Annotated in this window: 25 protein-coding genes; 17 read left to right on the forward strand and 8 right to left on the reverse strand. The window is 57.1% G+C overall.

The annotated features are described in order from the left end of the window. The first annotated feature begins 466 nt into the window (after positions 1 to 466). The 6 genes from KQX66_RS16280 to tatA all read left to right on the forward strand — a co-directional run bounded on the left by KQX66_RS16280 (position 467) and on the right by tatA (position 6,841). Positions 467 to 2,890 (forward strand): glycosyl hydrolase family 28-related protein, encoded by a 2,424-nt coding sequence (locus KQX66_RS16280; protein ID WP_216793891.1) that lies wholly within the window; start codon positions 467 to 469, stop codon positions 2,888 to 2,890. Positions 2,891 to 3,023: 133 nt separating this feature from the next. Continuing rightward, positions 3,024 to 3,860, forward strand: coding sequence for a sugar phosphate isomerase/epimerase family protein (locus tag KQX66_RS16285; protein ID WP_216793892.1), 837 nt, complete (start codon positions 3,024 to 3,026; stop codon positions 3,858 to 3,860). Continuing rightward, complete coding sequence (locus tag KQX66_RS16290) at positions 3,857 to 4,807, forward strand: 6-phosphogluconolactonase (protein ID WP_216793893.1); 951 nt, start codon at positions 3,857 to 3,859, stop codon at positions 4,805 to 4,807. Before KQX66_RS16285 ends, KQX66_RS16290 begins: the two co-directional genes overlap by 4 nt. A gap of 14 nt (positions 4,808 to 4,821) precedes the next feature. Next, positions 4,822 to 5,526, forward strand: a complete 705-nt coding sequence (locus KQX66_RS16295) for a PIG-L deacetylase family protein (protein ID WP_216793894.1) — start codon at positions 4,822 to 4,824, stop codon at positions 5,524 to 5,526. Between the two features lie 62 nt (positions 5,527 to 5,588). Continuing rightward, positions 5,589 to 6,614: a Gfo/Idh/MocA family protein gene (locus KQX66_RS16300; protein WP_216793895.1), complete on the forward strand. Its 1,026-nt coding sequence runs from the start codon at positions 5,589 to 5,591 to the stop codon at positions 6,612 to 6,614. A gap of 32 nt (positions 6,615 to 6,646) precedes the next feature. Next, positions 6,647 to 6,841: a twin-arginine translocase TatA/TatE family subunit gene (gene tatA, locus KQX66_RS16305; RefSeq protein ID WP_216793896.1), complete on the forward strand. Its 195-nt coding sequence runs from the start codon at positions 6,647 to 6,649 to the stop codon at positions 6,839 to 6,841. A gap of 35 nt (positions 6,842 to 6,876) precedes the next feature. Here the strand turns inward: tatA and KQX66_RS38000 are convergent, their stop codons facing one another. After that, complete coding sequence (locus KQX66_RS38000) at positions 6,877 to 7,929, reverse strand: glycosyltransferase (protein WP_216793897.1); 1,053 nt, start codon at positions 7,927 to 7,929, stop codon at positions 6,877 to 6,879. Positions 7,930 to 8,030: 101 nt separating this feature from the next. Here KQX66_RS38000 and KQX66_RS16315 point away from each other — a divergent pair, with 101 nt between their 5' ends. Further along, the gene (locus KQX66_RS16315; protein WP_216793898.1) at positions 8,031 to 9,329 is read left to right on the forward strand and encodes a glycosyltransferase family 2 protein; all 1,299 of its coding nucleotides are present in this window, start codon (positions 8,031 to 8,033) and stop codon (positions 9,327 to 9,329) included. Here KQX66_RS16315 and KQX66_RS16320 read toward each other — a convergent pair. Both KQX66_RS16320 and KQX66_RS16325 read right to left on the reverse strand, forming a co-directional pair. Next, positions 9,326 to 9,529, reverse strand: a complete 204-nt coding sequence (locus KQX66_RS16320; RefSeq protein ID WP_216793899.1) for a hypothetical protein — start codon at positions 9,527 to 9,529, stop codon at positions 9,326 to 9,328. The genes KQX66_RS16315 and KQX66_RS16320 overlap by 4 nt on opposite strands. 18 nt (positions 9,530 to 9,547) lie before the next feature. Then, the gene (locus tag KQX66_RS16325; protein ID WP_216793900.1) at positions 9,548 to 10,090 is read right to left on the reverse strand and encodes a hypothetical protein; all 543 of its coding nucleotides are present in this window, start codon (positions 10,088 to 10,090) and stop codon (positions 9,548 to 9,550) included. 159 nt (positions 10,091 to 10,249) lie between these two features. On the opposite strand from KQX66_RS16325, the gene KQX66_RS16330 reads away from it, so the two are divergent. Next, the gene (locus KQX66_RS16330) at positions 10,250 to 12,871 is read left to right on the forward strand and encodes a glycosyltransferase (protein ID WP_216793901.1); all 2,622 of its coding nucleotides are present in this window, start codon (positions 10,250 to 10,252) and stop codon (positions 12,869 to 12,871) included. A gap of 137 nt (positions 12,872 to 13,008) precedes the next feature. On the opposite strand, the gene trxA is transcribed toward KQX66_RS16330, so the two are convergent. After that, on the reverse strand, positions 13,009 to 13,341 hold the full coding sequence (gene trxA, locus KQX66_RS16335; protein WP_216793902.1) for a thioredoxin: 333 nt from the start codon (positions 13,339 to 13,341) through the stop codon (positions 13,009 to 13,011). Then, a complete protein-coding gene (locus KQX66_RS16340) occupies positions 13,331 to 13,720 on the reverse strand; it encodes a MerR family transcriptional regulator (protein ID WP_216793954.1) in 390 nt (129 codons plus the stop codon). The genes trxA and KQX66_RS16340 overlap by 11 nt, the downstream gene beginning before the upstream one ends. 108 nt (positions 13,721 to 13,828) lie before the next feature. On the opposite strand from KQX66_RS16340, the gene KQX66_RS16345 reads away from it, so the two are divergent. From KQX66_RS16345 to KQX66_RS16360, 4 genes are all read left to right on the forward strand, one after another. Beyond that, positions 13,829 to 14,365 carry a GNAT family N-acetyltransferase gene (locus tag KQX66_RS16345; protein ID WP_216793903.1) on the forward strand — a complete coding sequence of 179 codons (537 nt, stop codon included), beginning with the start codon at positions 13,829 to 13,831 and terminating at the stop codon, positions 14,363 to 14,365. Beyond that, positions 14,358 to 14,642 (forward strand): hypothetical protein, encoded by a 285-nt coding sequence (locus tag KQX66_RS16350; RefSeq protein ID WP_216793904.1) that lies wholly within the window; start codon positions 14,358 to 14,360, stop codon positions 14,640 to 14,642. Before KQX66_RS16345 ends, KQX66_RS16350 begins: the two co-directional genes overlap by 8 nt. Positions 14,643 to 14,747: 105 nt before the next feature. Beyond that, positions 14,748 to 15,344: a histidine phosphatase family protein gene (locus tag KQX66_RS16355; RefSeq protein ID WP_253957198.1), complete on the forward strand. Its 597-nt coding sequence runs from the start codon at positions 14,748 to 14,750 to the stop codon at positions 15,342 to 15,344. 83 nt (positions 15,345 to 15,427) lie between these two features. Beyond that, positions 15,428 to 16,684, forward strand: a complete 1,257-nt coding sequence (locus KQX66_RS16360; RefSeq protein ID WP_216793905.1) for an aspartate kinase — start codon at positions 15,428 to 15,430, stop codon at positions 16,682 to 16,684. A gap of 1 nt (position 16,685) precedes the next feature. Here KQX66_RS16360 and KQX66_RS16365 read toward each other — a convergent pair whose 3' ends face one another. Genes KQX66_RS16365 through comA form a run of 3 tightly spaced genes read right to left on the reverse strand, consistent with a single transcriptional unit; the run spans position 16,686 to position 18,822 of the window. Next, positions 16,686 to 17,150, reverse strand: a complete 465-nt coding sequence (locus KQX66_RS16365) for a DUF441 domain-containing protein (RefSeq protein WP_010499056.1) — start codon at positions 17,148 to 17,150, stop codon at positions 16,686 to 16,688. 60 nt (positions 17,151 to 17,210) lie between these two features. Beyond that, positions 17,211 to 17,960 carry a 2-phosphosulfolactate phosphatase gene (locus KQX66_RS16370; RefSeq protein WP_216793906.1) on the reverse strand — a complete coding sequence of 250 codons (750 nt, stop codon included), beginning with the start codon at positions 17,958 to 17,960 and terminating at the stop codon, positions 17,211 to 17,213. A gap of 22 nt (positions 17,961 to 17,982) precedes the next feature. Next, entirely contained in the window at positions 17,983 to 18,822 is an 840-nt protein-coding gene (gene comA, locus KQX66_RS16375; RefSeq protein ID WP_216793907.1) for a phosphosulfolactate synthase, read from the reverse strand. Positions 18,823 to 18,959: 137 nt separating this feature from the next. Between comA and KQX66_RS16380 the strand changes: the two genes are divergently transcribed. The 5 genes from KQX66_RS16380 to spoIIIAD all read left to right on the forward strand — a co-directional run bounded on the left by KQX66_RS16380 (position 18,960) and on the right by spoIIIAD (position 21,483). Beyond that, on the forward strand, positions 18,960 to 19,232 hold the full coding sequence (locus KQX66_RS16380; protein ID WP_090665576.1) for a YqhV family protein: 273 nt from the start codon (positions 18,960 to 18,962) through the stop codon (positions 19,230 to 19,232). Positions 19,233 to 19,300: 68 nt separating this feature from the next. Beyond that, positions 19,301 to 20,287, forward strand: a complete 987-nt coding sequence (gene spoIIIAA, locus KQX66_RS16385; RefSeq protein ID WP_216793908.1) for a stage III sporulation protein AA — start codon at positions 19,301 to 19,303, stop codon at positions 20,285 to 20,287. Positions 20,288 to 20,321: 34 nt separating this feature from the next. Next, entirely contained in the window at positions 20,322 to 20,840 is a 519-nt protein-coding gene (gene spoIIIAB, locus KQX66_RS16390; protein ID WP_216793909.1) for a stage III sporulation protein SpoIIIAB, read from the forward strand. Positions 20,841 to 20,874: 34 nt separating this feature from the next. Continuing rightward, positions 20,875 to 21,078, forward strand: a complete 204-nt coding sequence (spoIIIAC, locus tag KQX66_RS16395; protein ID WP_010499062.1) for a stage III sporulation protein AC — start codon at positions 20,875 to 20,877, stop codon at positions 21,076 to 21,078. A gap of 15 nt (positions 21,079 to 21,093) precedes the next feature. Continuing rightward, entirely contained in the window at positions 21,094 to 21,483 is a 390-nt protein-coding gene (spoIIIAD, locus tag KQX66_RS16400) for a stage III sporulation protein AD (RefSeq protein ID WP_010499064.1), read from the forward strand. The last annotated feature ends 23 nt before the right edge of the window (positions 21,484 to 21,506 follow it).

The raw sequence follows: 21,506 nt of genomic DNA on the forward strand, positions 1-21,506 counted from the left end.
TTCGGCAGACATCACCAATTTAACCCTAATATTACACATGGTATGACGTGATGAAAAGCAGAACGTGCTGTTGTTCTGTTATGTAATTTTCGAACATTGAGAGTAATGAAATATAACAAATATGAAGTTACTGCAGATCCAAACGATTGTGCAAAAAAATCGGTTAATCTGCTAAAGATTTTGCTCCATCTTCCACGCTATGATTATCGATAAACCCTGCATATCCCCGCATCGTCAAGGAGGGAAGACAAAGGAACGTATGCGGCTGCTAATGCGAGAAAACGATTGTGGAACGAAATCTCTTTCACCGCTTCTATCGGAACCGTCCTACGAAGCCGCAATGTATTTTTTTACTCCGCCGGTCCTCGTTTAATTTATTTTTTTCAATTCCAGTCCAAAATCATGCAGACGGCCCGCAGCCTGCCTGCCGACAGGAGCCTGGCCGTACTAGAGGAGGATATGAACAATGTCCGAATTCAAGCCCGCCGAGTCCGAGTCCGTATCTGTACCGCAAGAGACGTCCCTTCCGCCCGAGCCGAAGCGGCTTAGTCGTCGTTCGGTCATAGCCACGCTCGGCATGGCCGGCGTAGCCGCCGCAGGCGGATTGCTGACCGGCGGCGGACTGAGGTCCGCTTACGCCGGGGAATCGCAGACCGTGACCGACATCGTATACGGAAGCCGGGTCAATCACCCGAGAGATCTCATGAACATGGATTTCTGCACGCCTGCCAGTATAGCGGCATTGCGGGCAGCAAAAGATGCGAGAGACGGATTTTTGTACTATGTGAGGGATCAGGGACAGGAAGGGTTCTTTTACTATGATCCGAGCGACAGCACGACGGCGGACAATACGGGGCTCGTGCTTGTTTCGACGGTGAGCGGGTACCGGTTTAAGCGGATCGTGGACCGGGACGAGATTAGCGTGAAATGGTTCGGGGCCAAAGGCGACGGCGCTGCGGACGATATGGCGGCCATTCAGGCGGCGATTGACGCGGTTTCGGCTTTGGGGGGCGGCACCGTTTATTTTCCCGTCGGCACGTACATCGTATCGCCGCTTCTTCAGACGAAACGCATCATTCTGAAAAGCAACGTAAATTTGCGTGGCGAGGGAAGCAATTCCGTAATTAAGGTGAGGAACGATGCGGGCGATTACTGGACGATTTTCGGCGGCTTTCAAGGCTCGCCCAAAGTGTCGAACGTCCGCATCAGCCAGCTGCGGATCGACCAGAACGTCTTGAACAATACGACATGCAGCATCGATCCCGGCCGGGATACGAACGGAACGAAGGATTTTTATTGGCGGCAGTTTTGCATCGCGCTGTTCGACTTCGACAATATTACGATCGAGCATGTCCAGTTCGCTCCGATCTGCGGTGTCAATACGATCACGCTCAATAACCCGGCTTGTAAAAACGTCCGGATCTTGAACTGCTCCTTCGAATTCGTGGAGGCGAAAGCGCCCAAATATTACGATAATTCCGCCGTATACATCAACGCCCGAAGCCATACGATTCAAAACTGCCGGTTTCTCAACACGAATCCGAAAAAATACAAAGCGTTCGGCGCGATGGAAACGCATGCGGGTCAAAGCGTCGTGTCGGGAAACATTACGGACGGCTATTTTACGGGCATTCACATCCAGTCCAGCGAAATCGCAAACGACCCCGAGCTCCGAAAAACGCTGGATTTCAGCGATATGACGATTTCGGGGAATACGTTCAGCAACGCTTGCCTGGCCGTGCAGCTATGGCCGCGCAAGGAGTTTCCGGTTAAGAACGTGTCGATCACAGGCAATACGATCAGCATCAACAACAAGCACCACAATTTCTCCATGATGCTGGGCATCGGTTCGTTTCCGGGAGTGCTTCCGGACTCCGGCGGCTACGACAATATAACGATCAGCGGCAATACGATCCAGTTTCAGGAAGAGTTCGTCAGACGCAATCCGAACGACCCGAACGAAGCCGGGGTTCCCATTCTCGAAGACCGGGCCTTCGGGATCGGCTTCGTGCGCCCGGTCGAAGCGAGCAACATCGTCATCAGCGGCAACGTGATCAAAAATTGCCCGTTTACGGGCATCCGCATCGGGAATGCGGAGAAGCTGGGCAAAGTAACCGGGGTGCAGATCAGCGACAACCTGATCCTTAACGCCGGCCATTACCCGGCGGTGAACGAAAAGTACAAGTCCGCCATTTTGCTCCAATCCGCTGTTAGCGACGCGTACATTACGGACAATTATATCCGGGATTCGTACGATACGGCCCGGGGACTCTATTCGATCCGGATTAACGAGGCGGACGGCACGTTCTCGAAGATTCGCCTGAAGAACAACTGCATCGCCTCGAAGCAGGGCGGGCTGTGGCTCGACCTCAGTCCCGTTGTCCTTTTTGACGAGCGGGACGGTGCCGTTGCCAGATTTGTGCAAGCGTTTCCGCCGGTCTCGGGCACGTTCGAGACCGGCTCGTTCGTCTATGTGGCCGATCCGGCCGTGGAACAAGGCCGGACGCCGGCCGGCTACAAGGTGACCTCGGGCGGAACGGCAGGGGCGCTGACCGGAGTTACGGCCTCGGGAAGCTCCGGATCGGCGGTGCTGAACGTGAATGACGCTTCCCGGCTTGCCGCAGGTCAATGGATTCGCATCGGAAACGGCAGCCAGCGGCTGAGGATCGTCGCCATTTCCGGCACGGTTCTGCGCATGCACGAACCGGTCGCCTCCGGCCAGCCGCTCACCGGTGCGGTCAGCTTCGTCGCGCCTTCGTTCGAGCCGTTCGGCGCGATTGGCCGGCTCTCCGCCATCGGCGATACGAATGGCTCCACCTTGGCGCAGCTTGAGTCGGAGGTGAACAAGCTGAAGCAGGCGCTGCGCGAGTACGGCGTGCTGTCTCTGTAAAATCCCGCTACGGACGAAAATGCAAAATTTTCGTACCAACCTGCAAACCGGAGTACAAAAAGTGCGGCGAAACGGGCAAAGCTTTTGCCAAAAGCTTCGGTTATCATAAGCAGGGAAGAGACCAAGAAAGCGGGTGAAGCCTTTGGAAATTGGTGTCATTAACATTTTGCGGAACGGCGGAGATTGCTTCGGACATGTCAGCGAGTTCGGCTTGTCGGTATGCCAACTGATGTGCTGGGACCCGAAGCTGGCTACTGCGGAAGTGGCCGATCGCGTCGTAGCATGCGCGGCCCAGGCGGGCGTGCGCATCTGCGCGGTCTGGGGCTGGGTTGCCGGCCCCGGGAAGTGGGATTTTACCGAAGGCCCGGTTACCCTCGGCCTGATCCCCGAGGAATACCGCAGCGAGCGGGTTGCGACCCTCAAGCGTTGGGCGGACTTTGCCGAGCGGATCGGCGCTCCGGCGCTCATTACCCACTGCGGCTTCATTCCGGAAAATATGACCGACCCCGCTTATCCGGCGGTAGTGGAAGCGATTCGCGAAGTCGCCGCGTACTGCGAATCGAAGGGGCTCGGCTTCTGGTTCGAGACCGGCCAGGAAACGCCGGTCGTTCTGCTTCGGACGATCGAGCGGGTCGGGACGTCCAATCTCGGCATCAATTTGGATCCGGCCAATCTGATTTTGTACGGAAAAGGCAATCCGGTCGATGCGCTCGACGTCATCGGTCCTTACGTGCGCAACGTGCATGTGAAGGACGGTTTGTATCCGACCGATGGCGATCGTCTCGGCAAGGAAGTGCCCGCCGGAGAAGGAAAAGTGAATTTCCCTGCGCTGCTTTCCAAGCTGCAGGAGCTTGGCTACGACGGCGAGCTGATTATCGAACGGGAAATAGCCGGCGATGAGCAGGCCCGGGATATACGGGCGACGATCGGGCGGCTGGAGCAGTGGAGGAGACGGGAGGAATTCGCATGAACTTGTTCACGACACTGAAGGGCTCCTTGATGGAAAGCTTTTTCCCGCAAGGGTGGGACTTGGAGAAAATGGACGCCTGCTGCAGCCTGGGCCCCGAGCGTCTGCTGGCGCGTCAAAGCCACTGGCATGACCGGTTCGAACCGGTCGCTTGCGAAGATTTGCAGGAATTTAACGCGCTGATGGGCCATGAGATCGCTATGGCGATCAAACAGGCTCGGGACCGCGGGGAAAAGCTTGCGATTATTTTCCCGGTAGGGCCGATGGGGATGTATAAGTGGACCGCTTACTTTCTCCAAGCGTGGGATGTGAGCGCTTCCCATGTTTACGGCTTCAACATGGACGAATGGAGCGACGCCGAAGGTCGCACGCTGCCGCCGTCCGATCCGGGTGCGTTCCAATACGCGATGGAGCACGGCTTTTACAACCTGCTGGGCGATCGGACCGTGCCGAAGGCGCAGCGGCACTATGCAACGGCAGACAGCTTGCCGAGATATGCGGAGCGCATTGCCATGATGAAGAGGGAGGGCGCCAAGCTGCTGGTTATTTATGGCATCGGGCGCGTCTGCCATATCGCCTTCTGGGAGCCGCAATATGCCGGGGAATTTGCGGACGAAGCGGCTTGGCGGGCCGCCACGCACCGGATCGGGGCGAAGCTGCACCCGCTTACAATCGAGCAAAATGCGATAACGAGCTTCAAGAGCCGGACGACGCGCGTGCCGTGCTATGCGAATACGATCGGGCCCGGGCTGTTCCTGCAGGCCGATTATGCGATAGGCGGCGCGGACGGCGCGCTCGGACGCGGGATGATGTGGCAGGGCATGTCGCTGGCCGTTACGCTTCGGCACGGCGCCGACCCCTGGATTCCGTCAACGTATATGCCGACGCTGCCCGGCAAGCTCTTTTTCCTAAGCGAGCTGGCCGGACCGCTTGAGCCGGAGCTGAACTAAGGAGGAGGCGCTTCATGATCGTACTTGCCATCGGCGCGCACCCTGACGACATCGAAATCTCGTGCGCGGGTACGCTTGCCAAGCTGAAGCAGGCAGGGCACGAGGTCGTGCTGTGCCACGTCTGCAAAGGGGATAAAGGGCATTACCACATTCCGCCGTCCGAGCTGACGGACATCCGCCGGAAAGAAGCGGAGGAAGCGGGAGGCGTCATCGGCAGTAGGGTGCTCACGCTCGGCTTCGGCGACGGCGAAGTGATCGCCGACAACCAGGAGAACCGGATGAAGTTCATCGATCTGATTCGCGAGGTGCACCCGGATCTCGTTATCACACACGCCCCGAACGATTACATGCCGGATCATATCGCCGTCAGCCACTTGGTGTTTTACGCGACATTTTTTGCCACGCTGCCGCATTTCGTCACGGATCGCCCGGCGGCGGCCAAGGTGCCCGGACTATATTACATGGACAACTTGTCCGGTCTCGGGTTCGAGCCGACGTTTTACGTCGATGTGACCGACCATTTTGCCACGAAGCTGGAAATGCTCAAGAAGCACCAAAGCCAGCTTGTCTGGCTTAAAGAGCACGATGGGGTCGATATCGTTGATTTTGTGGATGCGCTGGGAAAGACGAGAGGAATTCAAGCAGGCTGCGCCTACGCCGAAGGGTTCGTCCAGCATTTGGTCTGGACCCGCCCGAACGCCGTCCGCTTCCCGGTCTGACGGGAGGAGGTCGCCGGCGGCACGGACATGCCATTATTTATTGTGGAGGAGAGAGAAACCTGATGCTGAACGTAGGGTTAATCGGAATTGGCTTTATGGGCCGGACTCACATGACCCAATATCTCCGGCTGGAGCGCGAGGGCTTCCCGCTCCGGCTGACTTCGATATGCGATGTCGATGCAAAGAAATTCCAGGGTGTTTTTACCGAGGGCAACATTCACAACCCGTCGACGCAATTTGACTTTAGCCCATACCGGCTGTATAGCGAGGTCGACCGGATGCTGGAGGAGGAACGGCTGGATATGGTTGACATCTCGCTGCCGACGTATCTGCATGCCGAAGTGGCGCTCAAGGCGCTGCGCCAAGGCGTCCATGTCCTCTGCGAGAAGCCGATGGCTCTCACGACGGGCGAAGGCGAGGCGATGATCGAAGCGGCCCGGGAATACGGCAAGAAGCTGATGATCGCGCAGGTGCTGCGCTTTTGGCCGGAATACGAATATTTGAAGGAGACAGTTGCCAGCGGGCGATACGGTAACGTGCTGTCTGCTTACTTTTTCCGCGGGGGCAATCCGCCGGTATGGACGTACAACGACTGGATGGTGCTTGAGAATACGAGCGGAGGCGGCATGCTCGACCTTCATATTCATGACATCGATATGGTGAATTGGCTGTTCGGCATCCCCGGCTCCGTAGCGACGATTGCCCGCAACGTTCTGCCGGGAAGCGCGTACGATATCATTTCCACGAACTATGCGTATCCCGACGGCAAAGTGGTCAATTCGCAAATCGACCGCTCGTTGCAAGGCGATTTCGGCTTCGAAATGACGTTTCGCGTCAACTTCGAGGGCGGCAATCTGGTATACGACAAACGGGTGCTGAAGGATAACCCCAAGGACGGCAAAGGCTTCGTGCCGGAGCTGTCCCAGGACAGCGGGTACTACCGCGAGATCAAATATTTCGCGGAAGCGGTGATGCACGACCGCCCGTTGGACCGCTCGGCTCCTGAGGATACGCTCGTATCGCTGCGAATTGCGGAAGCGGAGAAGCAGTCCGCCGATCAGGAAGGCGTGCCGGTGCGGATCGCGTAAAATTTGCAATAACTTGAAAGGGGGAAAAGCGATTGCTTTCGGGTATCGGATTATCGGGTTTGCTGCTCATTGTTTTGGTGGCGCTCATTTTGTTCGGTCCGTCCAAGCTGCCGCAGCTCGGACGGGCGGTTGGGACGACGCTGAGCGAGTTTCGCCGGGGGAGCCGGGAGCTGGTGGAGGAGATCGGAACGGAGGAACGGCATCAAGCGGAGGAAGGCAGACGATAACCATTTTCCCTTGCTAAACGATGCAGCGGTATCATTCAGGAGAGAATTCGATCGCTTCCACGGGATCGGGTTCTCTCTTTTCGTTCCGGCAGCGAGCGAAGGAAGGCGTCGATCTCCCGGGCGCGGCGCTCCCAAGTATGGTTCAGGGCATAGGAGATACGGGCCGCCCCGTCGCCCGGTTCGTCAAGCCGTTCCGCAACCTTCCGGATAAAATCCCCGCGGGATTCCGCAATATCCACATGCGGAGCCATCCCCTGACATTCGGGAAGCGCGGTGGATATCACGGGTTTGCCGGCGGCCAGGTACTCGTACGCTTTGACCGGGTTGGCTGCGACCGTGACGGGCGTTATGCGAAAAGGAATGACGCAGACGCTGAAGCTTTGAATATAGTCGCGCAGCTCCTCATGCCGCTTGAGCCCCAAGAACCGTACCTTGCCGCCGTAAGCGCCGGGCCGGTGCCTTCTGTCGAACGGCGGCCCGATTACCGTCACTTCGGCTCCGAACAGCTGCGAGCATTGACCGATCAGCCCTTCGTCGATCCAAGGCGCCCACGCTCCGACGTAGCCGATCTGCCTTCGCTTCGATGATCCATGACTTGCAGCGACTTCTTCGTCGAGCAAGTGAAGCTTCATGCTTGGATCATAACCGTTGCGGATCAAGGCGGCCCGCTGCTCCGGATAGCATCTTCGGATTCGGTCGTACAGCCGCTGCGATGAGCAGACGATGGCGTCCGCCCGGACGGCCAGCTGTTTTTCGGCCCGAAACCATTCGCCGAGCTCGTCCGAGCAATCGTAAACGATCTGATCGGGGGAGTAGGCAGCGGCAATGGACAAGTAGGCGAAGGGCAGCGAGCACCAGACGAGAACCGGGGCGGTTTTGCGGATTTTGGGCCAAGCTGTTTGCAGCCAATGCTCATGATGATGGACGACAAACAGGTTCGGCTCGATGCGCTCCACCCGCGGAACGGATCTCGTTCGGTTGCAGAAAAAAACCGTGTAGCCCAGCCTTGCCAGTTGAGTCATCAACTGCTGCGGACGCTGCTTCATCCATGTCCAATCGAGGGTCGGGGGATAAATAACGATGCTCACCGGACAGTCCCTCCTTCGAAAAATCGATAACAAATTTTAGGTGTTTATCATATAGTAAACAGTGAATCCGAAAGTGCAGATGACAGGAGGCCGTGCCCGAGATGCTGTTTATCGTGCTGGACTCGCGTCAAAGCGGACCTGCGGAGCAAACGCAAGCTTCCGTCCGGGACGTCTTCCCGGATAGCCGGTGTGTACTGCTGGAATCGCATGCTGCGGCCGGCATGAATGCAGCGCTTGCCGATGATGACGGGTCTTGGTTTGCCGTGCTGTATGCGGGTGAGCGGCTGCTCCCGGCGTTTCGCCGCGAGATCGAGACTTGGGTCCGCTCGTTGGAGGAGAGCGAGGCCGGTGTACTGCTGCTCCCGGCGGCTGCGGACGGCCATCGTCTGCCTGTGGCCGGCGTGCCCAGAGGGCCTGTACTCTGGCGAACGAAAGCGTGGAGCAGCGGCCTGTCTCCGGGATTTGCCGGGTCTGAGCTGCTTCCGTTCGAACGGTATACCCTGGTGGAAAAGCAATTCCAGTTAAGCGAGGCGTGGCATTGGCCGGAGCGGCGGTCGTTGGGGTGGCTGCCCGCCGTGCAGAATGTTCCCGTCTCCAAGAGAGAGGCGGACGAATGGCGCGAGGTTGCCCCGATCCTGAAAGGGCGGTATAGCGCGGCGATTCCCGGCAAGTCTCCGTTCGTAACGGTAGTCCTTTGCACATTCAATGATGCGGAATATTTGGTTTGGGCGATCCGAAGCGTCTGCGTACAATCGTACCCGCACTGGGAACTGCTCATTATGGACGACGGATCGACCGACGGCGCGGAGGAGACGCTGAGAGGCTGCCCTTTTTCGGCGGACCCCCGCATACGGTTCGTGCGCTGCGAGCGGAACAGAGGGAAGTCCCATGCCTTGAATCGGGCGTTATCGATGGCCCGGGGCCGATGGCTGCTTGAGCTTGACGCCGACGATTGGCTGACGCCGGACTGCTTGCGATTCCTCGCCGGCCGGGCTGCGCAAGGAAGCGAAGCGGCTTTCCTCTACGGGAGGCACAGGCTGTGGCACGAGCGCCAGGACAAAAGCTTGATTATGGGGCGGATCGGCGAGCGTCCGAAAGAGATGACGGTCGATTCGCTTCTGCAAGACGGGTTTCCACTGGCTCCACGCATGTACAACGTCAAAAGGCTAAAGCAACTGGGCGGCTGGCTCACTACGGACCCGTTCGAGGGGCGTTTGTACGAAGACATTCAGCTTCTGGCGCGTCTTCTGCCGTTCGGTCCGCCGAAGGAAGTGCCTGAAGTCATGTACCATCGAAGACTGCGAATGTCCAGCATAACCCATCGCGCACCGGGGCGTTATGCCAAGTGGCTGCAGTGGATGAGGGAAACGCTGCCGCATGTAAACCCGTCGCAAGATTAAGCCGCAAGAATACGCACGAATTCTACATTTTGGATAAATACCGTCACTTGAATCGTCGGAGAAGTGTAAGAAGGATTGGGGACCTGCACCGTAAAAAAGCCGTCTCCAACGCCGAGCAGCGTACCTTGCACGAATTGATTCGTCAAAAACGCTTCGATCTTTCTGCCGATGAAGGCGGCCAGCGCCTGCGTGAAATTCATGTCCTGCAGCCTCCTTTCTCAAGTTACGGAATTTACGTTGGCGAGGGGGATTAAGACAATGTCGCCGGTTGGCTCTTGGATTTGGGCAAAATCGTCGCCTACCGCAGTCAGCGTACCGGAGATGGAGCCTGCGTTCGATTCGATCGAAACCGTCGTACCGACACGTCCTTGCAGCAGCGTACGAACGGCACGGCTCGGGGCGGTGAGGCTCGCGACTTCCGCTTGCAAGCTGCTGATCTGAGTGGCGAACGGCTCCGTCCGGGTTGCAAGCGCAGAGACTTGCCCGCTTAAGCCGTTCAGCGACTGTGTCGTTTGCGCTACCTTCACGGCCAACTGCTTCTCTTGTGCGGAGACGTCGTTCACCTGTCCGGCGAGCCGGCTTACGTCGCGCGAGATTCGATGAAGGCGTCGGCTCAAGCTGTTAAACAGCCTGAGAAAACGGTGGCGGAGGCTGTTGATCATATTTAACAAGGTCGGGCGTTTCTTCCGGGTAGCCGCCTTTTTGTGTGCCGGAACGCGGGTGCTTTTTACGAAGAGGATTTGCCGTAAGGACACGGTCATTTCACACTCCTTCCGAAATAGATACGTTGTACCATATGTCGGTCAAATGCGGATAGGAACTTGTCAGGGCTAAATTGATGAATTGACCTAATTTCTGGAAGAAAACGGAACGGATGCTGACCGCCGTTTGATTCGGCAACGATGGGGAGGTAGAGGAAGGTGACGGCAGAGAAGAAACCGCACTTTCGTTCGGAATATCATTACAGGCAGCAGTATTATGCCAGCTTCCTGCATGGTCCGATCGATCGGCATGCAACGGAAGTGATGAAGATGATGGGGAATAAAGCATTCAAAGCGATCGTCGTATTCCCCGAAGCCGTTCCCTGGGAGCCGCTCCAGCGTCCGCAGCAGCTGCTGAAAGAATTTGCCCGACGAGGTTATCTTTGTTTCTTTTGCGATCCTACCGGCGAGCCATTTCAGCTCCGCGAAGTCGAGCCGAACCTTTTCGTCGTGAGCGGTGAAGCGTATTTGCTTCCTGCGCTGCGCAGCCAATCCGTTATTGTGCTGTGTACTTGGCTGATGCAGATGGCTTGGGCGGACTTATTGCCGCATAAGGTGCTTTGGTACGATGTGCTCGATTGTCTTGAATTTTTTTCGTTATACGATGAGAACATGCTGGAGAAGCACCGTCAAACGACGGTCCAAGCGGATATCGTGACCTATTCCGCGAAATCGCTGCAGAGGTATGTGAAGGAACGGCCCGACGCCCATTATTTGCCTAACGCTGCGAGAATCGAAGATTTCGACATGCCACGGGGCTTCATTCCCGGGGATATGGCCCCGTTTGTCGCAGCAGGCTCCCCGGTCATCGGATATTTCGGAGCGGTGGAAGAATGGTTCGACGACGAGCTGGTGCTGGAACTGGCCCGCAGAAAGCCGGAGTGGCAGTTCATCATTATTGGCAAGCCGGGCATTCCCAGGGATAAACTCGCTGCGCCCAACGTCCGCCTGCTCGGGATGAAGCCGTACCATCAACTGGCACACTATGGAAAATGGTTCCATGCGGCCATCATTCCATTCCGCGTCAACGAAACGACCAACAGCGTGTCTCCCGTCAAATTTTTCGAATATACAGCGCTTGGCCTTCCGGTCGTGTCCACGCCGCTGCTGGAGCTGACGGCGTACCAGACCGACATCCTGCGTCTGGCGGAAGGCGCCGACGAATTCGAAGCGGCGCTCGAATCGGTCCTGGCTCCGGAATTCGCTGCGGTAGCGGCCCGGGAAGGGGGGCGTTTCGCCGCGGGACACCAATGGTCGGAGCGGACGGATCAAGCGGAGCGTCTGCTGGAGGAGCGTCTGGAAGCCTGGAAGGCGTATGCCAATTACGATCCGGCTGGCAAGACGGCGGTGATGACGGTTACCTTTCTGGATTATGAGGGGGAGAAGTTCTATAACGGCGGAGCGGAGCGGTATTTGACAGATTTGCATCGGCTGATGGAGCAGCAGGGGGTGCCGCTTACCGTCTACCAGTACGGCCATGATGCGTGGCTGCGCCGGGTTCGCGGCATCGACGTCGTGTCTTTATCCAGAGGCGGACAGCACGCGAAGCAATATACGATCCCCGCCGTCAAAACGTACAGCCGGTTGTTTCAGGAGCAGACGGCCGAGCGTTCGGCACTGACGATCTATTCCGCCTTTTTCAACGCGTGGCCCTATGAAACGAGCGGTACGGGTATCGGTATTATTCACGGCGTGAGCTGGGATAACCCGGATTGCAGTTATCCGGACGGGACGGTTTTCTGGGAAACGAACCGGCGTTTTATCGAAGGGGCCCGCCTGTGCGGAACGCTGGTATCGGTAGATACGAATTCGGCGAACTGGCTGCAGACGGTCGATTATGCTTTGGGCCACACGATCAAAGTGATTCCGAACTACGTCGATACGGACGAATTCACGCCAAGACCCGATTACGACAAGCCGGGCGGCCGTATCGTCATCTTATATCCCCGGAGATTATACCATGCGAGAGGATTGTACCTGGTGCTGGAAGTGATCGATCAAATTTTGCTTAAATATTCCAATGTCGATTTTCATTTCGTCGGGCAGGGGCTCGATGACGACCTTCGGCATGTAGATATCAAAATCAAACGGTGGCCCGGTCGCATTAAACGGTACTCGCTTAAGCTTGACGACATGCCGCAGGCTTACCGGCAGGCGGATATCTCGCTGATCCCGACGCTATACAGCGAGGGCACGAGCTTGTCCTGTCTGGAGGCGATGGCTTCCGGGAATGCGGTCATTGCCACCCGGATCGGCGGCTTAACGGACCTCGTCATCGACGGGTACAACGGGCTGCTCATCGAGCCGAACGCCCATGCCCTGAGGCAAGCCATCGGCAGCTTGCTGGACGATCCGGCGAAGCTCGTTTCCTTCAAGCAAAAAGCGACCGAGGTCGCCGAGGTGTTCACCAAGAAGCGTTGGACCCGGCAGTGGACCGACATCATCGCCTCCCATTGGCGCAGCCGTGCCGATTTGTCCGCCTCGCCCGGGCGCAGCCGGCTAATCGAGATTTGGTTGACCCGGTTCCCGTCGGAACGGAACGCAGGCCAAGCGATCGTGAGCTATTTGGCCGGAGGCGATTTGGTCTATGTCCGGGTAAAGGACGGGAAGGCGTACCGATCCTGCAGCTTCGGCCGCTTGCAATGGCTGGACTGGGACGATCCGCAGCATGACGAACCGGATGAGCTTATTGTGGAGCGGGGAATCGATCGGGAGTTCGGACGTCCGGTCCGAACCTTGGCGATTGAACAAGGGGAGTGGAGCATGGAGGCTGGCGGCTAAGGCGCGCCAGCCCTTTTGGGTTAGGCGAAGTTTCCGACAAAATCATCCGACATGCAGGGAATTCCACCATACGCCAAAATATGGTACGATGAACAGGAAGAGGTACGGATGGCGGAGTATGACCGGTGCCCGGCTGGTTAGTGGGAAGCCGCGGCCGAGTGTTTGGCAATCAAGCTACGATATGTCTCTTTCGGCCTCAAGCCGACCAGCCTTTCGACAGGTTCGCCATCCTTGAGCAGGATGACCGTCGGCATCGACATCACCCCGAAGCGGGCCGCAATGTTCGGCGAAGCGTCGACGTCTACCTTCAGAATCGTCACGCGCTCTCCCAGCTCTTGCCCGAGCTCCTCCAGCAGCGGGATCAGCCTTTTGCACGGCGGGCACCACACGGCGGTAAAATCGACCAAGGTCAGTTCGGATTTGCGGATATCTCCGGAAAATTCGGCATCGTTGCTTGTTTTAAGACTCATCGTTCGTTCCCTCCATAGATTCGTTATCGGTTCGTTCCGATAGAATAGATTCGATGCGCTCCTCCAGATTGGACCTGATCCGGACCAGCGTCTGGATTTGCTCGTCGATTTCCTTCAGCTTCTGCTGATACACGGGCAATACCTCGTTGCAGAACGCTTCTTTGTTCAACAGCACGCAGTGCAGAAAACCGGCAATCTGCTCGGTAGACAAGCCCAGATTCAGATACAACCGGATCGTTTTGACCTGCTCTACGGCGAATTTGTGATATTCCCGGTAGCCGCTTTCGGTGCGGGCCGGCGCGATAAGCCCTTGTTGCTCGTAATAACGGAGCGATCGGATGCTGGCTCCGGTCGCCTTGGACAGCTCGCCGATTTTCAGGGCCATCCCTCCTTCGGGTGAATTGCGGATCGTAGTTTTATTATAGACCGTGACATTGATGTCAGAGTCAATCGTTTTTTTACATCTATTAAAAAGTGAGGAGAAGTCATGCTACTTCGTAAACTGGAGCCTCAAGACGTGGAGGCATTTTGGAGCTTGCGGTTAAAATCGCTCAAAGAACACCCCGAATCGTTCGGATCGAACTACGAGGACGCGTCGCTTACCGGTATGGACGAGGTTCGCCGCCGTTTTCCGAATTCGGCGGACCAGTTTCTTCTAGGGGCGTTCGGTGAGAACAACGAATTGATGGGCATGATCGGCTTTCGCCGAGAGTCTTCGCGCAACCTGGCTCATAAGGGCATGCTCTGGGGAGTGTATGTGGACAGCGCCCATCAGGGGAAAGGGATCGCCACCGCACTGCTCCGGCATGTGCTGGAGGAGGTAAGCTCGCTGGACGGGCTGGAGCAGGTTTATTTGGCCGTGGTGACCGTCAACGAACCGGCGGTTCGATTGTACCGTTCGGCCGGATTCGAAATTTTCGGAACCGAACCTAATGCGCTGAAAATCGGCGGCGAGTACTACGACGAATACTGGATGGTATGCAAACTGGAGATGACGGATTCAAGGAGTGAATCGGATGGTTAAAACGATAAGGAATGCCCTTATGTTCGCAGCGGCGGTTCATATTGTGTATGTTATCGTGCAAGTCGTTTCGGGGATGCTACTTACTATGCGATATGTGCCGAAGATGGTCGACGCTTATTCGAGCAAGCAAGGGATGGAATCGCAGGTTTCCTTCGGGCTGACGGCGGGCCCGTCCGGATGGCTCTACGTCCTGACGTTCGCCGGCAGCGCCGCCTTGTACGCCTTCGCCCTGCAGCCGCTCTTGCGGAGATGGGCCAATCGGCGGAACCGGTCGTAGTTTCCCGGGCGGAGCTGACGCCAGGCAGCATGAAGGACTCGCCGGTTTCGTATAAATGAACAGAAGCTTTTTGCCTAGGGAAAACGATGGACTGGGGGGAGCATGATGGATTTGGTATTCGTCATTCACGGTGAATCACAGCATTCGCTCGGTTTGCCCGGAAGCCGGGAAATGAAGGATCCGCAGCTCACGGAACGAGGCAGAACGGAAGCGCTTCGGCTTCGAAGCTTGAAGCCGCTCTCGGATACGGACGCGGTCGTTGCCGGTCCGACGCTGCGAATGCTCCAAACGGCGGAGCTCTGGTGCGAAGGGATGCCCGTCGCCCGGTTTGTGCATCCGCTCGCAGGTCCGCGCCAATATCCTTTCCGTTACGATTTTCATACGATGCCTTGTGACACGCCTTTGGAGCCTGGCCGGCTTGCGGGCCGGTTCCCCAAGTGGCAGCTGCCGGCCGACTTGCCCGAATATTTGTGGCTGCAGGGCATTCATACACTGCCAGGCTTGCTCTTCGCCCAACAGGCGGACCGCTTTCTTGCCTGGTGTCGCAATCTAGGCAAAGAACGGGTCTATGTCGTGACCGAGGCGGGAACGAGCCGGGCCTATCAGGCACATTTGGCTGAAGCGCGCTGCGGCGGAACGAGGAAGTTACTTACAACAATGGAGGAGAACGGAGGTTTCGCGCTATCCGTCTGCTCGGGTTGATATTTTACTATTTCAAGAGAGATAGGGCATATGATATAATAACTCACTAGTTATGTAAAAGTTTGCGTAGGGAGTGAGCAGCTTTGTCTCTGATAGTGATGAAATTCGGCGGGAGCTCCGTAGGTGACGCGGAGCGGATGAAGCGGGTGGCGAACCGCATCGTGGAAAGAAAGCTTGAAGGCCACGGTTGTGTCGTCGTCGTTTCGGCCATGGGAGATACAACGGACGATTTGATCGATTTGTCCAAACAACTGTGCCCCGGCACGCCGCCGGCGCGAGAAATGGACATGCTGCTGACGACGGGCGAGCAGGTTTCGGTTGCGCTGCTGGCGATGACGATCCACAGCCTCGGGCACGAAGCCGTTTCGTTTACGGGCTGGCAAGCCGGCATGTATACGGAAGCGCTTCATGGCAAGGCGCGCATTACCGATATCCGCCCGGACCGTATCCGCAATGCGATCGCAGCCGGCAAAATCGTCATCGTCGCGGGCTTCCAAGGCATGACGGAAGAAGGCGAGATTACGACGCTCGGACGCGGCGGGTCGGATACGACGGCCGTAGCGCTGGCGGCTGCCATTGAAGCGGACGTGTGCGAAATTTTCACCGATGTGGACGGCATTTATTCCACCGATCCGCGGATCGTGAAGTGCGCGCGCAAGCTGAACGAAATTTCGTACGACGAAATGCTGGAGCTTGCCAATCTCGGAGCGGCGGTTCTGCATCCGCGCGCCGTGGAATACGCCAAAAATTACAATGTACAGCTGGTCGTCAGATCCAGCTTCAATCATAATCAGGGCACGAATGTGAAGGAGGAAGCGGCGATGGAACAAGGCATCGTAGTACGCGGCATTGCTTACGACAAAAATGTGGCGAGAATCAGTATTTTGGGAGTGGAAGAAAAGCCGGGGCAATTGGCTAAAGTCTTCACTGCCTTGGCCAAAGCGCAAATCGATGTGGATATCATCGTCCAAAGCGGCGTACAGAACGGTCTCGCCGATTTCTCCTGCACCGTATCGCTGTCCGATCAAGAGAAGGCGCTTCAAGTCATCGAAGGGATTCGTCCGGAAGTCGGCTTCCGTCAAGTGACCTCCGAAACCAATCTGGTCAAAGTATCCATCGTTGGCGCGGGCATGGTCAGCACGCCGGGCGTGGCTGCGAAAATGTTCGAGGTCATCTCCGAGCTCGGCATCAGCATTCTGCTGGTGAGCACGTCCGAAATCAAGACGTCCTGCGTCATTGAAAACGGCCGTCTGAACGAAGTGATCGCGGCGCTGCACAGCGCTTATGGCCTCGATACGGATCAGACCGTATTTGTGGGCGGCCCTTCCGAAAGAAGATAAGCTAACGCAGCTTATCGAAGACGAACGTAAACAGCTTGAACAGAAAAGCGGTAATGCCGGCGGCCATCAGCGGCCCGACCGGAATGCCTTTCAAGAAAATAATTCCGAAAATGGAGCCAATGACAAGACCCACAATCAATTGTGGGTCTATTTTTAATAACTCCAAGCCTTTGCCGTTCATGTACGTTGCGATTGCGCCCCCGACCAAGGCCAAGATCCCCGGCCAAGTGGTGAACATCGACGTCACGTCTTTAATGGAAATTCGCTCGCTGGCGAACGGAACCAATACTCCCATCGTCAAAAACAGCAGCCCGAGCTCCAGCCCTCTTCGTTCGATGGTAGGCAAATACCGTTCCAAACTGATGAGCTTGATAATCAACAGCACGCACGCTGCCGTTGTAATAATATGGGAGCGACCGATCAGACCGATGATAATCAGCGCTACCAGCAAAATGTCTCCGTTCATGGTCAGGCCCCTTGTCCAATGGTTTCTTTTCCAGTGTATGAACGAGGGCTTGGTTTAGAACTAGAACGAGGCGGAGGCGTGCTCCGGCTCCAGCTTCCCGGCACGCACGACAGGGGCCAAGGGCAATAGGTCGATTTGCGAGCAGTACGTCACATCCTCACGGAAGCCGAGCTTGGTCAGCCGTCGTCCGCCTGCGCAGGAGAGCAGCATTTCGGTCAGACGGTCCTGTACTTGCCGGTAGGCGTGAAGCATGGCCAGGCCAAAATCGCCGACCGTCTGAGCGGCTGCCGGACTGTCCGGATCGCAGCCGGACAACTGAAGCAGCTTGTGTACAAGCAGACCGGCGCATAGGCCGTCTTCCAGCGAGAACACGTCCTGGGCTCCCGAGCAGACCAGTACGATTTCCTGGTCCAGCGAGGCCGCCTTACGGGCGCAAGCCCCGGCGTTCAGGAAAGCGCCGATCAGCACGTGATCCGCTTTCCTGGCCTTATGAATCGCCCGGGTGCCGTTTGTCGTCGTCATGATTAACGTTTTGCCGGACACGGCTTCAGGCGTATACTCCAGAGGAGAATTGCCGAAGTCGAAGCCGGGAATTTTTTTGCACGAACGTTCGCCCCCCAGCAAAGTCTCAGGGCTCTGCAAGCTCTTCGCCTGGCTCACCGTTTCGACCGGGACAAGCGTCCGGCATCCCCCGGCAAGCGCTGTCAGCATCGTGGAGGTCGCACGAAGCACATCGATGACGATAACGGTTTTGTGCTGTAGATCGTCGGACCTCGCTTCGTTTATGGAGGCGATCACTTGAATATTCATGGAAACCGGACCTCCTTCCGCTTCAAATTTGCCAATCCCATGAATGGCCGACGGCTGCGGATTGCAGCCTTTCGGGAAGCATCGTATCCGAACGGAGCCCCCGACGGAGCGCTTCGAGCGAGATGACGTCCGAGGGAGCGACGTTGCCCAGATGCACGTCGGCTCCCAGCATTTGCATCAGATGCACCTGCTGCTCCTTTTGCGGCGCTTCCCAGAGCAGAACGCCCGGACTCGGCACCTGCCTGAGCACCTGCGCGATTTCCTTATCCTTGCAAGCGCCTTGAGCGTCGTAGATGCCGACGCCTTTGCCGGATTCCCGGCCTTCGATCGTGACAAGCGCAGCGCCAAGCCCGGTATCCACAATCACCGTCTCAATCAATTCGTCCAATTCGATCGTGGAGCCCCACCCTTTTTTTCCGTATTCGGTGATGACGGTGAGCCCTGCTTCCACACCTCGGGAGATCAACTCGCTGCGCAAACTCCGGGGTACCTCGATGGTTCCGTCCGACACTTCGACACCGCTGAAGCCCATGTAAGCTGCCATATCAAAGTAATGATCGACCGCATCTTGCCGGATCGCCACCTCAAGAAATGTGCCTCCGGGGTAGACGATAATGTCGTGGGCTTTGGCCATTTCGATTTTTCGCTTAAGCAACTCCGTCTTATAAAGCGGCGAGGTGCCGAATCCGATTTTCAGCATGTCGATATAGACGCCTGCCGTCTGCAGCAAATCCTCAAGCGCATGAAGCCCAAGGCCTTTGTCGATCACCATCGTTTTGCCTAAAGCTCGCGGCTTCTCCGTACGACGCCCGGTCGGATCGCTGAGTAGGGTGTTCCACTGCAGCGCTGATGTAACCTCCATCTTGTATCGCCTCGCAGTAACTTTAAAGTTGAATTACGGTGTCATCATATGCATTTTGGGCGAATGGTGTGCCCCGCTAGCCTAAAATAAGACGGGCCCGCATAACATTACATAAGGAATGCGAAGGGGGGAAACGCATGTCGGTCATTAATAAAATCGTCCTCAGTATGGCGCTGATCCGAATCTTCTCGGGCAGCATCGAGATCATGGCGGGGCTGCTGATGCTGCGCTACAACCAGATTGAGAAAGCGCTTCTGGTCAATTCGGGGTTGGCGTTGGTCGGGCCTTTCGTACTGCTAACGACAACGACGATCGGACTCGTGGGGATGGCGGATAAGCTGTCGGCGGGCAAAATGCTATGGGTGCTTATCGGCGTGAGCTGTATTTTTATTGGAATCTTAAAAAAGTAATCGGTCATAGTTCAGTAGATTGCATCATACATATGATTGTAAAAGTTGGACAGCTTGGAGGGATAGCCATGATCCGGTCGCTGCTGCCGTTCTTCTCTGCCGCTATGCAGCAGATCCTAGCAACTCTACCAACCCGCATTGCAGCCGAGCTGCAAGAAATCCGGATCCGCGAAGAAAGGCCTTTGGAAATCGTCTGGGCCTCAGGCTGCGGCTTCGTATCGGACAAGGGCCGCTTGTGTGACGATCCCGGGCAAGCCTACCGGCCGTCGCGCCGGGACTGCGCGGAGCTGCTGGAGCAGCTGACGCAGCATTCGATGTACACGTTCGAGGAGGAGCTGAAGCGGGGATTCATTACCGTTGCCGGCGGACACCGGATCGGCCTCGCCGGACGAACCGTCCTGGAACAGGGAAAAGTGAAGTACATCAAGGATGTCAGCGGCTTCAACGTACGGCTGGCGCGGGAATGGAAAAATGCCGCCAAGCCGGTCCTTCCCTATCTGCTCGAACCGGGCGGCGAGCGGGTGTACCGCACGCTGATCGTCTCTCCTCCGCAGCAGGGAAAGACGACGCTGGTCCGCGATCTGGCCCGATTACTGGGCACGGGAGGAGCGGACAACGGCTTGCGCCGGTCCTTCAAGATCGGCATCGTCGACGAACGCTCCGAGATTGCCGCTTGCGTCAAAGGGGTGCCCCGCTTCGATGTCGGGTACCGGACGGACGTGCTGGACGGCTGTCCGAAGGCGGAAGGCATGATGATGATGATCCGCTCCATGTCGCCGGAGGTGCTGATGGCCGACGAGATCGGCCGGGCCGAGGACGCGCTTGCGATCCACGAAGCGCTGCATGCCGGCGTTGGCGTCATCGCTACCGCCCACGGCCGGGACGCCGCGGAGCTCAGGCGCCGTCCGATCCTGCGCGAGCTGCTCGAAGACGGCGTGTTCGACCGCTTTGTTGTACTGGCCAGACCGCCGGGAGCGGGCCCGGAAACGGCCGTTTATGACAAGCAGGGCAAACGGCTGGACGACAGGCTGGCATGGAGAGGGGGGCTAAGCTGATGAAACGAACCGGCGAAGAGGACGAGGACCCCGCATGCTGAAGCTGCTTGGCGCCATGCTGATTTTGCTGGCAGGTACGCTGTTCGGCTTTTACCAAGCTTCCCAATTGTCGCGCCGACCGAGGCAAATCGCCGATCTGATCCGCATGCTCCAGCGGCTGGAAACGGAGATCGTCTACGGCTTCACGCCGCTGCCGGACGCGCTCCGGCGCGCCGCAAGAGCGGGCGACTCCCCGGCGGGCGCTTTGTTTGCGGCCGCTGCGGAGGAACTCGGCAAGCCCGGCGGCCGTTCCGCACAGGCTGTCTGGGAGCAGGCAGTGAGCCGGGGATGGAAATTGACGTCGATGAAAGCGGCGGAGCGGGACATTTTGCTGCAGCTTGGATCTACGCTGGGGCTGACGGACCGCGATGACCAGGTGAAGCACCTGAGACTTGCCGTCGGCAGCCTGCAAGGGGAAGCGGACATTGCGCGGGATGAGCGGGAGCGGTACGAGCAGATGTGGAAAAGCCTCGGCCTGCTGATGGGCGCGTTAGTCGTCATTTTAATATATTAGAAGCAGAGCCAGGCTTAAGGGTGAGGTGCCGCCAATGAACGTGGACGTAAACGCGATATTCCAGATCGCCGGCATCGGCATCATTATCGCAATGATTCATACCGTGCTGAAGCAGATGGGCAAAGAGGATATGGCGCATTGGGTCACCGTGATCGGCTTCGTCGTCGTGCTGTTTATGGTGGTCCGGCTGCTCGACAGCTTGTTTAAAGAGATCAAGACGATTTTTCTCTTCCAATAAAAGCAGGTGAAGCCCGTGGAGATCATTCAAATCGTAGGGCTCGGGTTGGTGACGACCGTGCTGGTGCTGATCATCAAGGAGCAAAAGCCGATGTTCGCCTTCCTGCTGACGGCCTTCACCGGCATTACGATCTTTCTGTTTCTGATCGGCAAAATAACCGCCGTGATCGGAGTGCTGGAGGAGCTGGCCAACAAGGCGAACATCAACCTGATTTTTCTGAAGACAATTCTGAAAATCATCGGCATCGCCTACATCGCCGAATTTGGCGCCCAAATCGTGCGCGATGCCGGCCAGGAAGCGATCGCCTCCAAAATCGAGCTGTCCGGCAAAGTTCTCATTATGGTAATGGCGATTCCGATCGTCTCGGCCATCATCGAAACAGTCGTCAAGCTGCTTCCCGCGTAGCTCCGGAGATGGGCAGCTCGGCA

This window comes from Paenibacillus oleatilyticus (assembly GCF_018998565.1).
Lineage (GTDB): Bacteria > Bacillota > Bacilli > Paenibacillales > NBRC-103111 > Paenibacillus_G > Paenibacillus_G oleatilyticus.